Below are 14818 nucleotides of genomic sequence, written 5' to 3'. Positions count from 1 at the left end.
AGACTGTATTCAAGAGGCCCTCTGTTTATTTTTTATTCCCTTTATTATAGCCTGTACTGCCTGCCCGTCAAAAGAATAGGTAAGAGCGCATATTTTAAATTTGGAGGAATAACATGACATGAGGTGTTGTATTTATATGAATAGAGTCGTATAATAATACATATTTCATAGGAACGGAATGGAGGAAGGTCTGTGAGCAGCAAGTTAAAAGTGGCAATTGTCGGTTCCACCGGGTATGGCGGGGTGGAGCTGATTCGTTTTTTGGTTCATCATCCGCAAGTAGAGATTGTATCTGTTATTTCTTCATCCAGCGCGGGTGTCCCAATCAGTGACGGGTTTCCACATCTGACGGACATTGTGGTGCAGGATTTGGACGGTGTCGAAGTCCACGAAATTGCTGCCAAGGCCGATCTGGTTTTCACTGCTACGCCATCGGGCGTTAGTACCAAGTTAGTGCCGCAGCTTCTTGATGCCGGACTGAAGGTCATTGACCTTTCCGGGGACTTCAGGCTTCGAAGCGGAGAAACGTATGAAGCATGGTATAAAAAGCCTGCGGCTTCACCCGAGTATCTCAAGCAAGCAGTATACGGACTCAGTGAGGTGTATGCAGAAAAGCTGGCGGGCGTTTCTTTTATTTCTAATCCAGGCTGTTATCCGACCGCAACATTGCTGGGCATTATTCCTGCACTGAAAGCGGATTGGATTGACCATCGGTCGCTGATTGTAGATGCCAAATCCGGGGTATCCGGCTCAGGTAGGGGAACAAGCCTCGTTTCGCATTATGCGGAAATGAACGAGAATTTTAAAGCTTATAAGGTGAATAAGCACCAGCACATCCCTGAGATCGAACAGGTACTGGGTGATATTGCGGGCGAGGACGTTACGATTACGTTTACGACACAACTTGTTCCCATGACCCGAGGAATTATGAGTACAATTTATGTCACGCTGAAGGGTGACCATACAGATCAGGATCTTATCGGGTTATACCGGGATTATTATAAAGGGCATCCTTTTGTCCGTGTACGTGGTGAAGGTATATGGCCAGCAACGAAGGAAGTATTGGGTTCGAATTACTGCGACATCGGTTTTGCAGCAGATGCTCGAACCGGGCGCCTTACGATTATTTCCGTCATTGATAATGTTGTGAAGGGTGCCGCTGGACAGGCGATTCAGAATTTAAATTTGATGATGGGATGGGAGGAGAACCTCGGGCTGGGCTTCATACCGGTATATCCGTAAGTAGCAAGTAACCGCAACATGGATACGGAAACGTCAGCGAGCGGAATTTCGAATACAGGCAGCTGTCATTCATCGAATATGTTGCGAACGAGGGCACATAATTATGGGCAAAGTAGAGTTTACAGTAGTAAACGGAGGCAACATCGTAACTCCGCGTGGCTTTACAGCCGGGGGATTACACTGCGGACTGAAAAATTCGAACCGCAACGATATGGGGGCAATTCGTTGCGAGGTAGAAGCGACAGCTGCTGCGGTGTACACCACCAATGTGTTTCAGGCTGCACCGCTGAAGGTGACCCGCGAGAGCTTGGCAGATGGCCGATTGCAGGCAGTAGTGGTGAACAGCGGGAACGCCAACGCCTGCACGGGACAACAAGGAGAGCAGGATGCCTACGCTATGCGTTCGGCTGCGGCTCATGAACTGGGTGTTGCTGAGAGCAATGTAGCCGTCGCCTCGACGGGCGTGATCGGCGAGCATTTGAAAATGGATTGTGTACTTGGCGGTATATCCTCCTTACCTGACCGTATGAACGGGGCAAACGATGGAGCAGAGCAATTTACGCAAGCCATTCTGACAACGGATTTAGTTAAAAAGGAAGCGTGTGTGGCGGTTGAAGTGGACGGTGTGACCGTACACATCGCTGGGGCGGCCAAGGGCTCGGGCATGATACATCCGAATATGGCAACAATGCTCGCTTTTATGACCTGTGATGCAGCGATCGGACAGACGGCGCTTCATCAACTATTAAAGCAGGCAACGGATACCAGCTTTAATATGATTACGGTGGATGGGGATACGAGCACGAACGATATGCTAATCGCCATGGCGAGCGGACTGGCTGGCAATCGTGAGCTGAACGTTGGGCATCCCGATTGGGACGCTTTTGCCGAGGCGTTCACCTATATCTGCCGAGAGCTGGCGAAGGCAATTGCTCGCGATGGAGAGGGTGCTACGAAGCTAGTAGAGGTGTCTGTAAGCGGAGCGGTAAGCGATGCGTCCGCTCAAGCGATAGCCAAGACGGTGGTTGGGTCCAGTCTGGTCAAGTCAGCCGTCTTCGGAGCAGATGCGAATTGGGGACGGATTATTGCGGCCGTAGGGCGTGCTGGAGAGCCAGTTAATCCAGATACGGTAGATATTCGCTTGGGTGATATTGTTGTGCTAAGCCAATCGAGTCCGGTCGCTTTTGACGAAGAAGAGGCGCTAGCCTATTTGAGGGGAGATACGGTGCAAATTATTGTTGATTTGCATCACGGGAACGGAACGGCTACAGCATGGGGCTGTGACTTAACCTATGATTATGTGCGGATAAACGCTGCTTATCGGACATAGAGACCAGAATAAAATACGGATTGAATAAGGATTGTAGATAATAGAAGCAACGAGCGGATAGAAGTCCAGTATCATTTGAAAATTGCACGGATATGCAGAGAAGAAAAGGAGAGATGATATGCAATCGGCAGTGGAACACGCGGATCAAGCGAATCATGCGGGAGTGGCACGTCGTAATTTTGTGATGAAATGCGGAGGAAGTACGCTGGCTGCGTTACCTGATTCCTTTTTTGAAGATTTGGCGCGTTTGCAGTCGGAAGGTCTTCAACCTGTCATTGTACATGGCGGTGGCCCTGCGATTTCCGATAACTTGGCAAAGCTGGGGATCGAAACAGAGTTTATTCATGGATTACGCAAAACGACCGAACCCGTGCTGGATGTCGTGGAAATGGTACTGGCAGGCAGTATTAACAAGCAGATTGTACGTAGAATAGGGATGCATGGGGGCCGAGCGTTGGGGTTGTCAGGCAGTGATGGCTATTTAATCGAAGCCAAGCCTGTGTCGAACGCCGCTGAGGTCGGTTGGGTCGGAGAGGTAACATCCGTTCAAGCCTCTATTATTACAGGTGTACTGGATATGGACTATATGCCTGTTATTGCACCCATCGGGATTGATCGATCTGGTCAGCGTTACAACATTAATGCAGATACAGCGGCGGGTGCGGTAGCCTCTCATCTGGGGGTCAGTCGGATGATCGTCGTTACAGATGTACCAGGCATATTGAAGAAGTATGGCGGAGAAAAGAAAGTGCTGGATTCTATCACCGTACAGGAGATTGAGGATATGATCAGCACAGGTGAAATATATGGTGGTATGATCCCGAAAGTGAGAGCGGCTATTGCCTGTATCCACGGCAAAGTGAAGGAAGTCGTCATTGTGAACGGTAGCGAACCGCAGGTACTAAGCCGTGTGCTGGGCGGAGAATCAATTGGAACACGCATCGTGCGTATGCAGTAATTGCAATATATAGCTCGACCTATATAACCAAACGATAAAGGAGCGTGAACATAATGAGTAAGGAACCGAATACGCTGGTGAGCGAGGAAATGCCAAGTACGGATGGAAGCGGAGTGCAAACGGAAAAGGTGTCGGCAAAAGCGCAGACAGAAAGCTCCCTTTTTCCAACCTACGCAAGGTACCCGCTTACACTGGTGAAAGGACAAGGAAGCTGGCTGTGGGACGATCAGGGCAAGCGTTATCTGGATTTCATGTCAGGCATTGCCGTTACCAATCTCGGCCATGCGCCTCAAGCAGTAGCTGAACGATTGAAAAAACAGATCGATGAATTGTGGCATGTATCTAATCTGTTTCATATTCCGGGGCAGGAACGGGCCGCTGCCTTGTTGACAGCAAACAGCAGCGCAGATGCCGTGTTTTTCTGCAACAGCGGGGCCGAAGCGAACGAAGCTGCAATTAAGCTGGCGCGTCGTTACCACCAGAAGGTAAAGCAGACCGGTCGCTACGAAATCATTACGTTCACGCAATCCTTTCACGGACGGACGCTGGCAACCTTGACCGCTACGGGTCAGGACAAAGTTAAAGAGGGATTTTTACCGCTTCCTGCCGGGTTCAAAAGTGTTCCGCTTCATGATCAGACGGCGCTTGAAGCAGCCATTAGTGAGCACACGGCGGCAATTATGCTGGAAATGGTGCAGGCCGAAGGTGGCATGTATCCGGTAGACCCTGCTTTCGTAGATGTGATTACAAAGCTGTGCCGCGAGCATGGTTTGCTGCTGATCATTGACGAGGTACAAACAGGTATGGGACGGACGGGCAAACTGTTTTCCTTTGAGCATTATGGTATAGAGCCGGATATCTTTACATTGGCGAAAGGACTGGGCAGTGGTTTCTCTGTGGGTGCGATGCTAGGCAAGGGATATTTGCGTGAAGCGTTCACAGCGGGCAGTCATGGTTCTACCTTTGGTGGTACGCCACTTGCTATGGCAGCGGTTCAAGCTACTATTGAAACGATTATTGATGACAAGCTACCAGAACGTGCAGCTGAGATGGGAGATTACCTTTTCCATAGTCTGCAAAAGCAGCTTGGGGATAGTCCTTTTGTAAAGGATATCCGTGGAAAAGGTCTGATGGTTGGTATTGAGTGTGCGGAACCGGTAGCGGAGCTTGTTTTGGCAGGACAGAAGAAGGGCATTCTGTTCATTACAGCAGGACCAAACGTGATTCGTCTGTTGCCTAACTTGTATGTAACGAAAGACGAAATAGATCAGGCTGTAACCTTGATTGCTGAATTGTTTCGGGAGCATTTGGCTTAGTGTAAAGGCCAAATTATCATAGACTAGAGTGTAAAAGGAGACGATAGCATGAGCCAGAGCGGCGCACTGCAGCAGATGAATTTGAAAGGACGGGACTTCCTGGAGCTGGACGATTACTCTCCAGAGGAAATCCAGTATTTAATTGATCTCGCCATTGAAATTAAGCGTAAGCACAAAAACGGGGAAACTTATCAGCCGCTAAAAGGGAAAACGCTCGGACTGATTTTCGAAAAATCCTCTACACGTACACGGGTATCTTTCGAAGTCGGTATGTATCAATTGGGCGGGCATGCCCTTTTCCTCAGTAAAAATGACATTCAACTGGGACGCGGCGAACCGATTAGCGACATGGCTCAAGTCATGTCACGTTATCTGGATGGCATTATGATTCGTACCTTTGGGCACGATAATGTGGTAGAGTTGGCACGTTATGCGTCCGTTCCTGTGATCAATGGATTGAGTGATTTGGCGCATCCATGCCAAGTACTAGCCGATTATCAAACCTTGTATGAGCAAAAGGGTAAGCTAAAAGGGCTCAAATTGGCTTACATCGGAGACGGTAACAATATGGCTCATTCCCTCTTGATTGGGGGAGCAAAGCTTGGAGTGCATGTGTCCATTGCAAGTCCAGTTGGATACGAGCCGGACCCGAGTGTGGTCGCAGCTTCCCGTGAAATTGCCAAACTGACAGGGAGTGAGATCGTTATAACCCAGAGTCCGCAGGAAGCAGTACAAGATGCGGATGCGATCTACACAGATGTGTGGGCGAGTATGGGGTTTGAGGAAGAGCAGAAGGAGCGGGAGCTTGCTTTTGCCGACTTCCAGGTGAATGAGGAGCTGGTCAAGCTGGCGAAGCCGGATTATTTATTCCTGCATTGTCTCCCTGCGCATCGTGGAGAAGAAGTAAGCGCAGGCGTAATCGATGGTCCGAATTCGGTCATCTTTGATGAAGCAGAGAATCGTCTGCATGCGCAAAAAGCGCTGTTAGTTGCTTTAATGGCATAAGATTGATAGGTATTGATAGGTAAAGAAGATAAAGGCTAGAAGCATTCGGGGAGGACTTCAACAATGGCAAAAGAAAAAATCGTACTCGCATATTCCGGCGGTCTGGATACGTCGGTCATTCTGAAATGGCTCAAAGAAACTTATGATGCTGAAATCATCGCATTCACCGCAGATATCGGTCAAAAGGAAGAACTGGACGGTTTGGAGGAAAAAGCACTCGCTACAGGGGCTTCCAAAGTGTACATTGATGATCTGCGTGATGAATTCGCCAAGGATTTTATCTATCCGATGTTTCAGGCGGGTGCTTTATATGAAGGACAATATTTGCTCGGAACGAGTATTGCACGTCCATTGATCGCTAAGCGGATGGTCGATATTGCGATTGCCGAGGGAGCAACAGCCATTGCTCACGGGGCAACAGGCAAAGGTAACGATCAGGTACGCTTCGAGCTGAACGCGGCGGCGTTGACGCCGGATATCAAGGTGATCGCACCTTGGCGGCTGGAAGAGTTCCGCAATCAGTTCCCGGGCCGTGCAGAAATGATTGCCTATGCGGAAAAACACGACATTCCGGTAACTGCTTCTGCAGCCAAGCCATACTCCATGGACCGTAATCTGCTGCATATCAGCTATGAAAGCGGCGTGCTGGAGGACCCTTGGTTTGATCCAAGTGCTCCTGAAAATAAAGGAATGTTCTTGCTCAGCAACGCGCCTGAGGACGCTCCTGATGAAGCAGAATATTTGGAGTTGGAATTTGAAGCAGGTAACTGCGTCGCTTTGAACGGAGAACAGCTAAGTCCATTGCAAGTGATGGAAAAACTGAATGAGCTCGGCGGCAAGCATGGTATCGGACGTGTGGATATGGTAGAGAACCGTTTTGTCGGCATGAAAAGTCGGGGAGTCTATGAGACGCCGGGCGGTACTATCCTGTTCACAGCTCACCGCAAAATGGAATCCATCACGATGGATCGCGAGGTTATGAATCTGCGTGATAGTCTGATTACCCGTTATGCTACCTTGGTTTATAACGGTTTCTGGTTCGCACCGGAACGTGTCGCTTTGCAGGCTCTGGTTCATGAGAGTCAGAAAAATGTCAGTGGTACCGTGCGCGTGAAGCTGTACAAAGGCAACGTTATCGGTGCAGGCGTTAAAAGCCCGGTTAGCTTGTACAACCCGGACATTGCAACCATGGAAGCCGACCCGACACAAGCCTACGATCAAGGCGATGCAACAGGCTTTATCCGTTTGAATGCTCTGCGTTTAAAGGTCAACGCGGGCGTAACACAAAATCATAAATAATAATGTAACCTAAAAAAATGTACGGAATGCGGGCCGTTCTTGTCCAAACGACGAGGACGGCTTGTATTGCAGAGAGGGGATCATGCAATGAGTAAGCTATGGGGCGGACGCTTTACGAAGCAAACGAACAAGTTGGTAGAGGAATATACGGCTTCTATCGGGTTTGATCAGGCGTTGGCGGAAGAAGATATTCAAGGCAGTTTGGCTCATGTGGCCATGCTGGGGAAATGCGGAATTATTCCGCAGGAGGATGCAGACACGATCAAGGAAGGACTGCACACGGTCCTGGAGCGTATCCGCCATGGGGAAATTGAATTTTCCGTTTCGGATGAGGATATTCACATGAATATTGAAAAAAATCTAATTGAGGCCATTGGTCCGGTCGGGGGTAAGCTGCACACGGGGCGCAGCCGTAACGATCAGGTAGCAACGGATATGCACTTGTACTTGCGAGGACGTGTAGTATCGCTGGTGGGTATGCTGTATGACGTACAAGCTGCATTAATCGGCCAGGCAAAGGATAATCTGCACACGATTGTACCTGGATACACACACTTGCAGCGTGCGCAGCCTATTTTATTTGCACATCATCTGCTGGCGTATGTGTCTATGCTGGAGCGTGATATTGACCGACTCAAAGACAGCTACAAGCGGATTAACGTGTTGCCGCTCGGTGCTGGCGCTTTGGCCGGAACCACTTTTCCGATCGACCGTCACTTTGTAGCCGAGCAACTGGGGTTTGATGGCGTATATGAAAATAGCCTCGATGCCGTCAGCGACCGGGATTTTATCGTAGAGTTCCTGGCTGGCGCCTCGCTGATTATGACGCATTTGTCTCGTCTGAGCGAAGAATTGGTGCTATGGAGCAGCACGGAGTTTGGTTTTGTCGAGCTGGATGATGCTTTTTGCACAGGCAGCAGCATTATGCCGCAGAAGAAAAACCCGGACGTACCAGAGCTGGTACGTGGTAAAACCGGACGTGTCTATGGAAACCTCGTGGGCTTGTTGACTGTATTGAAATCCTTGCCGCTGGCATACAACAAGGATATGCAGGAGGACAAGGAAGGGATGTTCGATACCGTTGCTACGCTGGAAGGAGCCTTGCAACTGTTCGCACCGATGATCGCCACGATGAAGGTGAACAAGGATCGTATGCGTCAAGCGGTCAACCAGGATTTTTCCAACGCAACGGATATTGCGGACTTCCTGGTCGGCAAAGGGCTTCCATTCCGTCAGGCGCATGAGGTCATTGGCAAAACCGTACTGTATTGCATCCAGCATGGAAAATACTTGCTTGATCTGACACTGGACGAATTCCAGCAGTTTTCGGATCTGTTTGACGAGCGTATCTATGAGGTACTTCAACCAGAAGCGGTAGTGAATGCACGGAATGTATATGGCGGAACCGCTACCGGACAGGTACAGGCAGCTATTGGGCGCAGTGAACAGCTCCTGGCGAATACATCAACATGGTTTGAAGGGCACAAGCCGAAAAATTAATCAGTAAAGAAAGATATTATTCTCTTGCATAGCAGCGGGATGCTGTGTAAAATCAAGTTTTAAGGAATCAGCAATCTAAGTTTCAAAGGCACCGTTCGCGGTGTCTTTTGTGTTTTTTGGGGCATTAATTCATAGTTCCAAATACCTATTAATACACTGGTGTGAAAGTTTCTAGAATTTACATTTTTGTATACTACACCTATGATGATTATGGTAGAATAGCACTAAGTTTTTCATCGAATTACCAATTCAATAGGACAAGAACTATATTCAATAAGTAAATGTCAAGTTACTAGGGGCTCTTTTGATCAGGCGAATTTCATAAATGTGTAAATGAAGGGCTTGAATGAGAACATAGGTATGTCCTGGTTTTTTAGGAGAACGGTAAGTAAAAGCTCTAAAGTAGCGACGTAGCTGAAGGCAGAGTCGGGATGATCCAGGGAGGTATTATGAGAACTAAAAGGACGGCGCGTCAGTTAAAGAGCGCTTGGATCGGTTATCGCGCTTCTGAAGCCGATCAACTGATATCTTCATTGCATGAGGAACGGGTGCAAGCGGAGGAGTTACTGCGTGAGGAGCGGGAACTTTTCCACGCGGCGCTGGAACGGAAAAAGCAGCGGGATGCGGAGTTAAAGCAGCTGCTTGCGGATGCGCTTGCGGAAGAGCGGCGCTGGATTGAAAGGGCGGGAATTCATGGGTGACAAGCTTAGGTGGCAGGTTGGAGGAGTTTCAATTCGCCAAACCAAGAGAAGAATAAAAGAAGAGCGTCAGCGAATCGAACAACTGCAACAACAGCTAGAGGCTCAGCGGTCAGAGCAGGCCCCGGTGCTGTACAAGCTTGATTTTCATATCGAAGAGTTGGAACGGCGACTTCAGGATACAGAACTACGTATCCAGGCGATACAGAACGCCAATGATACAGCAGCAGCTGTGGAACAATTGCTGGATGAAGGGTTACAGGATGGACAGGTGCAGGAGGCTCAAGTCCAATATGCATCTGGGCAGGAACAGGTAGCGGCAGGAACCGCTATGGGCGCTGCTTCCAGTATCTCTGGTACGGAAGGCGAAGAGGCAGTAAGAGGAATGCAGAGCGGACGAAACGGCAAGGCCCGTCTGGGGGATCAACTGGTGGAGAACGGGATGATCACCCGCGATCAGCTGACAGATGCCATCCGCAACCAGAAGCGTTACGGTGGCAGGCTGGGCGATATTCTTGTAGAAATGGGCTTCATTACAGCCGAGCAGCTACAGGAACAGGTTGGCGGCGACGAGTCCAAGGAGCGCCTAGGCGATATGCTGGTTCGTTCCGGCTATATATTACCGGAACAACTGGAGCGTGCACTGGAGTTCCAGGCGAAGAGCGGCGGACTACTGGGAGACATCTTGCTGTCATTGCAAATGCTGGAACCTGCGGATTTGTACCGCGCGATTGCTACACAGAACCGAATCGGGCGAATTGGTGAGGAACTCGCGCTGGATGCGGCGTATAAACTACCCGAGCAAGTGGCGATGGCATATGGCGTGGTCGTCATCCATCAATATATGAACCGTTATATTGTGGCGGTCAGCGATCCACTGCCAGAAGAGCGACGCTTGAAGCTGGAGGAAATTTTGGGTATGCCGGTAGAGCAGGTGCTTGCTACGAAGGAAGAGATGGAGCAGCTCTGGGGTAAAATCTACGGTGAAGAAATGATGCAGGAGAGCACGACCGGGCTATTGGAAAAAGAACCACACAATTCAGCACGGACGACCTTTACAAAGGGACAGCTCTGGGTGTTCGCGGCCATGGGTATGATTACACTGCTCGGTCTCCTCTGGAACAGTTGGAAAACGGTGTTGATCATCAATATGATGATTCAGTTGTTTTATTTTGCGATGACGCTATTTAAGTTTGGCATTATTTATCTCGGTTCCCGGCGTGGGGCGCAGCTTCGTTTTACGAAGGAAGAGGTTGACGCCATGGATGAAAAGAAACTGCCGATCTATACCATTCTTGTACCTATGTATAAGGAAGCGGGCGTGCTTCCGATGTTATTGCGGAATTTGGAGCAACTGGATTATCCAAAGTCCAAGCTGGATGTGCGGCTGCTGATTGAAGAGGACGACATAGAGACGATTGAGCTACTTCGGGAAATGAAGCTGCCGGCCTATTACACGACACTGGTCGTTCCAGACGGTTTGCCGAAAACCAAGCCGAAGGCATGTAATTATGGACTTATTCGGGCACGTGGCGAGTTTGTCGTGATTTACGATGCTGAGGATCGTCCCGATGCTGATCAGCTTAAAAAGGTCATTGCGGCGTTTGATTCACTCCCTGAGCATTATGCGTGTATTCAGGCGAAGCTTAACTATTTTAATAGCACACAAAATTTGCTGACCCGCTGGTTCACTCAAGAATACAGTATGTGGTTCGAGTTACTGCTGCCGGGTATTATGCAGTTAGATACCCCAATTCCGTTAGGCGGCACATCCAATCATTTTCGGGTATCTGTATTAAAAGATATTAATGCGTGGGACCCCTACAATGTAACCGAGGATGCCGATCTGGGCATACGTCTGTATAAAGGCGGCTACAAAACGGCTATTGTCGATTCCCGCACATGGGAGGAAGCTAACAGCCGCGTGGGCAACTGGATTCGTCAGCGGTCACGCTGGATCAAGGGGTATATGCAGACATGGCTGGTTCATATGCGCAATCCGGTTAAGCTGGTGCGCGAAGTGGGCTGGAAAGGCTTTTTCGGCTTTCAGGTGATGATTCTGGCAACTCCGATGTTGCCGTTGCTGAATCCGATTTTTTGGGGGTTGCTTATTTTATGGTTTGGCTGGGAGTTGTCCTTTATTCCCAAGCTATTCCCGGGTTATGTGTATTACCTGGCCAGCGCGGAGTTTTATATCGGTAACTTTCTGTTCGTATTCAGTAATGTGGCCGGAATGTATTGGGTCATCGGGGAACTGGAAGAGCGCGGTGAACGAACATTTTCATACGCGATGGTCAAATACGGGCTACTCTCGCCGTTATATTGGGTACTTATGAGTATAGCTGCGGTGAAAGCCGCTTGGCAGCTCATTACCAAGCCGTTCTATTGGGAGAAGACCACGCATGGTCTGACCGATATGCACGACTTGGATGATACCCCGGCACAGTCCTCCTGAATATGAAGAAAGAAGGAGCAAGAATGGAGACAAAAACACCTTTTTTATCCGTCGTCATTCCCATGTACAATGAAAGCTCGCATCTCGAGCGTTCACTTAAGGTAATTGATGGGGTATTGTCTGTTGTCACCTCACGCTATGAGCTCATCATAGTAGATGATGGTTCCAAAGACGATACGTGGCTTAAGCTGTCCGAATTGTCCCGTCGTATGCCCTCTTTGCTCGCGCTCCGGCTGAGTCGGAATTTCGGTAAGGAGCTGGCGTTGTGCGCAGGTCTGGAAAATGCCTCTGGCGATGCGATTATTGTCATGGACGGTGATTTGCAGCATCCTCCTGAAATGATTGGAGAAATGGTACGTTTATGGCAAAATGAAGGTTATGATTTGGTCGAATGTGTGAAAGAATTTCGGGGAGAAGAGTCGGTGGGCAAAAAGCTCGGTGCTTCATTGTTCTACGCGACCCTGAACCGCTTGACAGGCTTTAATCTCAAGGATGCTTCCGATTATAAGCTACTGGATCGACGAGTGGTGGATGCCTGGATGGCGATGCCAGAGCGGATGCCGTTTTTCCGCGGGATGACAGCCTGGCTAGGTTTCCGCAAAACCCAGATTTCATTCCGGGTGGCTCCACGCGAAGAGGGGCCAAGCCGCTGGAGTCCGTTAGGGCTGATTCGACTAGCAGCAGAAGCGATCGTTTCATTCTCGACAGTACCGTTGCGGGTAGTAAGTCTGATGGGCCTCATTTTTATGCTGATTTCAGTCGTATTGGGGATTCAGACCTTAATGCGCAAATTAACGGGTGACGCTGTGACCGGTTTTACCACTGTGATTTTGCTGCTCTTGATAATTGGCAGTGTACTCATGCTGTCGATTGGAGTGGTAGGAGAATATATTGCCGCCATATATCACGAAGTTAAAGCTAGGCCTCGCTATCTGATAGCAGATAAACGGGCGAATGCTGACCGATTGTGGGTGGACAGGGAGTTTAATCAACATGATCAGACGTTCATATCTAAAGTATCCAATCATTAAATACGGTATTGTGGGATTGCTGGGTACAGGTATCCATGTGGGTGTGCTTGTGCTACTGGTGGAGCTGTTTACGGTACCAGCAGTAATGGCTACTACAATCGGATTCGTAGTTACATTGCTCGTTTCGTATGTGCTGAACCGAAACTGGACGTTCGAGCCTACCGGCGAGAGAAGCCGCACCCAGTTTCTTAAATATTTATTGGTCTGTACCTGTGGCTTGCTCTTAAATGCCGCTCTGATGTACGTGACCATTCACTGGATCGGTTGGTCGTATCTGATCGGTGAAGTACTAACTACCATCATCGTGCCTGTTCATAATTATTTCTGGAACCGCTACTGGATCTTCTCCGTTCCGCAACAGCGTCAGAAAGAGGTTTCATGATTTTAAGAAAACACGGAAAATTTCTATCATTGTTTGCTTGTATTACTGCTCTTGAACTGGCCGTGGGTGTGTATTTTGCATGGTATCTTGGTTATATGCATACCGATGCGCTCAGTCGAGTGGCTAACGCATTTTATGTGCTATACAGTCGTGACCCACACTTGGGTGCTATCGGGTTTGTATGGAATCCCCTGCCCAGTTTGATGGAACTGATTGTGCTGTTGTTTTATCCTTTATTTCCAGTACTCGCTTCCCACGGGCTGGCTGCAGTGATTGTGAGCAGCCTGTTTGCAGGGGCGAGCGCGGCATTATTGTATGCGACGGGCAAACAGTTGGGGCTTCACGGTGCAACCAGCTTGCTGATTGCGCTATTATTTTCACTGAATCCATTTATGTTTCTGTTTGGCTTCAACGGCTTAAGTGACTCGCCATATATCTTTTTCATCCTGTTGACAGTGAGTCGATTTTGTATGTGGTTGAAGGATCGCAAGGCGGCGAATTTGATCGTATCCGGTTTTGCGCTTGCACTGGCTTTTTGGGTACGCTATGAAGCGGTTCCGCTTGGCGTTGCGATGGCTTTGGGTGTATTGCTGACGATCTTTTTTCTGCATAGGTGGCGTACAAACAGAGAGATGTTTAGAACGGAATTGTCTTTAAAAGAGCGCCTGTACAAGGTGGAAGCGACATGGCTTCTATTGTTGTTGCCACTTGTTTTTTCCGGTCTGCTGTGGCTCTTTTTTAACTGGATTATCATGGGCGATCCGCTTTACTTTTTACGCTCGCAATATTCCAATTCCACACAATCAGCGGCTTTGTTAGAGGATCAACGCTTTGTGGCCATGTTTGCCCACCCTGTGCTGATGCTAAAGTTTATCGGGCAACGAACCTTATGGTATGCTGCTCCGTTGATTGCCATTTTGCTCATACGTTTGTTGGACAAACGTCTGTTGAGTTGGAGCACGCTTACGCTATTAGCAATCTTTTTATCGGTGCCTGGACTTCAGCTTTTGCTGATGCTCAAGCACTCTTCTTTTGGGTGGTTCCGATATTTTATGTATGTGTTCCCGATTACGGTTGCCTGGTTGCCGTATGAGCTAAGTTTATTGAAGGGGAAAATGAGGGGGATCGGAATCTCTCTGGTAACAGCAGGAATGTTGGTAACAGCAGGCTTGTTATCCTACGCACTGACGAACCCCGCGATTGCAGCAGATGAACACAGCTATTTGACGCATAGTGGTAATGAAAGCTACGAACGTCAAATTATTGAGCGGAAAATAGCGCCGTGGCTGGATGAGCATTATGGTTCATCTCTCATTTTGACAGATTCTTATGCCGCCTATCCGATCATTTTGAGCAGCAAAATCCCGAAGAAGTTTATGATTACGAGTGATTTTGATTTTGGGGAATCTTTAATGGATCTGCCTGCTTCCAAGGTGGATTATGTCTTGGTCACGCGCTTGGTGGATGGGGTACCGCTGGATCAGGTAAATCGGAACTATCCTGATTTGTTCGAAAAGGGAGCGTCGTGGGCCTCACTGGTACATGACTTTGACGGGCAGTGGCGACTGTACAAAATAGAGCATGAAGAATCGAAATAATTAT

At 48.8% G+C, this 14818-nt stretch carries 12 protein-coding genes; all 12 read left to right on the top strand.

What is annotated here, in order from left to right; all coding sequences use genetic code 11:
• Positions 1-192 precede the first annotated feature (192 nt).
• The 12 genes from argC (at position 193) to AOU00_RS10000 (ending at position 14814) form a co-directional block, all read left to right on the top strand.
• Positions 193-1242, top strand: coding sequence for an N-acetyl-gamma-glutamyl-phosphate reductase (gene argC / locus AOU00_RS10055; RefSeq protein WP_069290524.1), 1050 nt, complete (start codon positions 193-195; stop codon positions 1240-1242).
• Positions 1243-1345: 103 nt separating this feature from the next.
• Positions 1346-2572 (top strand): bifunctional glutamate N-acetyltransferase/amino-acid acetyltransferase ArgJ, encoded by a 1227-nt coding sequence (gene argJ / locus AOU00_RS10050; protein ID WP_069290523.1) that lies wholly within the window; start codon positions 1346-1348, stop codon positions 2570-2572.
• 118 nt (positions 2573-2690) lie between these two features.
• A complete protein-coding gene (argB, locus tag AOU00_RS10045; RefSeq protein WP_061829941.1) occupies positions 2691-3530 on the top strand; it encodes an acetylglutamate kinase in 840 nt (279 codons plus the stop codon).
• A 53-nt stretch (positions 3531-3583) separates the two neighbouring features.
• Entirely contained in the window at positions 3584-4846 is a 1263-nt protein-coding gene (locus tag AOU00_RS10040; RefSeq protein WP_069290522.1) for an acetylornithine transaminase, read from the top strand.
• A 48-nt stretch (positions 4847-4894) separates the two neighbouring features.
• A complete protein-coding gene (argF, locus tag AOU00_RS10035; RefSeq protein ID WP_069290521.1) occupies positions 4895-5851 on the top strand; it encodes an ornithine carbamoyltransferase in 957 nt (318 codons plus the stop codon).
• Between the two features lie 63 nt (positions 5852-5914).
• Positions 5915-7150 carry an argininosuccinate synthase gene (locus tag AOU00_RS10030; protein ID WP_061829944.1) on the top strand — a complete coding sequence of 412 codons (1236 nt, stop codon included), beginning with the start codon at positions 5915-5917 and terminating at the stop codon, positions 7148-7150.
• 87 nt (positions 7151-7237) lie between these two features.
• On the top strand, positions 7238-8650 hold the full coding sequence (gene argH / locus AOU00_RS10025) for an argininosuccinate lyase (protein WP_069290520.1): 1413 nt from the start codon (positions 7238-7240) through the stop codon (positions 8648-8650).
• A gap of 449 nt (positions 8651-9099) precedes the next feature.
• Positions 9100-9351 carry a hypothetical protein gene (locus AOU00_RS10020; RefSeq protein ID WP_069292030.1) on the top strand — a complete coding sequence of 84 codons (252 nt, stop codon included), beginning with the start codon at positions 9100-9102 and terminating at the stop codon, positions 9349-9351.
• Positions 9344-11803: a cyclic di-GMP-binding domain-containing protein, MshE-related gene (locus tag AOU00_RS10015; protein ID WP_069290519.1), complete on the top strand. Its 2460-nt coding sequence runs from the start codon at positions 9344-9346 to the stop codon at positions 11801-11803. The genes AOU00_RS10020 and AOU00_RS10015 overlap by 8 nt, the downstream gene beginning before the upstream one ends.
• 23 nt (positions 11804-11826) lie before the next feature.
• On the top strand, positions 11827-12834 hold the full coding sequence (locus AOU00_RS10010; RefSeq protein ID WP_025721702.1) for a glycosyltransferase family 2 protein: 1008 nt from the start codon (positions 11827-11829) through the stop codon (positions 12832-12834).
• Complete coding sequence (locus AOU00_RS10005) at positions 12797-13216, top strand: GtrA family protein (protein WP_061829947.1); 420 nt, start codon at positions 12797-12799, stop codon at positions 13214-13216. The genes AOU00_RS10010 and AOU00_RS10005 overlap by 38 nt, the downstream gene beginning before the upstream one ends.
• A complete protein-coding gene (locus AOU00_RS10000; RefSeq protein ID WP_061829948.1) occupies positions 13213-14814 on the top strand; it encodes an ArnT family glycosyltransferase in 1602 nt (533 codons plus the stop codon). Before AOU00_RS10005 ends, AOU00_RS10000 begins: the two co-directional genes overlap by 4 nt.
• Positions 14815-14818: the final 4 nt, after the last annotated feature.

The sequence above is a fragment of the Paenibacillus polymyxa genome (assembly GCF_001719045.1).
GTDB lineage: Bacteria > Bacillota > Bacilli > Paenibacillales > Paenibacillaceae > Paenibacillus > Paenibacillus polymyxa_B.
This window is presented reverse-complemented; position numbering and strand designations above follow the sequence as displayed.

Bases quoted from the DNA above. Each gene is read 5' to 3' on its own strand.
- AOU00_RS10040 (WP_069290522.1), top strand. From the start codon at position 3,584: ATGAGTAAGGAACCGAATACGCTGGTGAGCGAGGAAATGCCAAGTACG.
- AOU00_RS10030 (WP_061829944.1), top strand. From the start codon at position 5,915: ATGGCAAAAGAAAAAATCGTACTCGCATATTCCGGCGGTCTGGATACG.
- AOU00_RS10000 (WP_061829948.1), top strand. From the start codon at position 13,213: ATGATTTTAAGAAAACACGGAAAATTTCTATCATTGTTTGCTTGTATT.
- argJ (WP_069290523.1), top strand. From the start codon at position 1,346: ATGGGCAAAGTAGAGTTTACAGTAGTAAACGGAGGCAACATCGTAACT.
- AOU00_RS10010 (WP_025721702.1), top strand. From the start codon at position 11,827: ATGGAGACAAAAACACCTTTTTTATCCGTCGTCATTCCCATGTACAAT.
- AOU00_RS10005 (WP_061829947.1), top strand. From the start codon at position 12,797: ATGATCAGACGTTCATATCTAAAGTATCCAATCATTAAATACGGTATT.
- argB (WP_061829941.1), top strand. From the start codon at position 2,691: ATGCAATCGGCAGTGGAACACGCGGATCAAGCGAATCATGCGGGAGTG.
- argH (WP_069290520.1), top strand. From the start codon at position 7,238: ATGAGTAAGCTATGGGGCGGACGCTTTACGAAGCAAACGAACAAGTTG.
- AOU00_RS10015 (WP_069290519.1), top strand. From the start codon at position 9,344: ATGGGTGACAAGCTTAGGTGGCAGGTTGGAGGAGTTTCAATTCGCCAA.
- argF (WP_069290521.1), top strand. From the start codon at position 4,895: ATGAGCCAGAGCGGCGCACTGCAGCAGATGAATTTGAAAGGACGGGAC.
- AOU00_RS10020 (WP_069292030.1), top strand. From the start codon at position 9,100: ATGAGAACTAAAAGGACGGCGCGTCAGTTAAAGAGCGCTTGGATCGGT.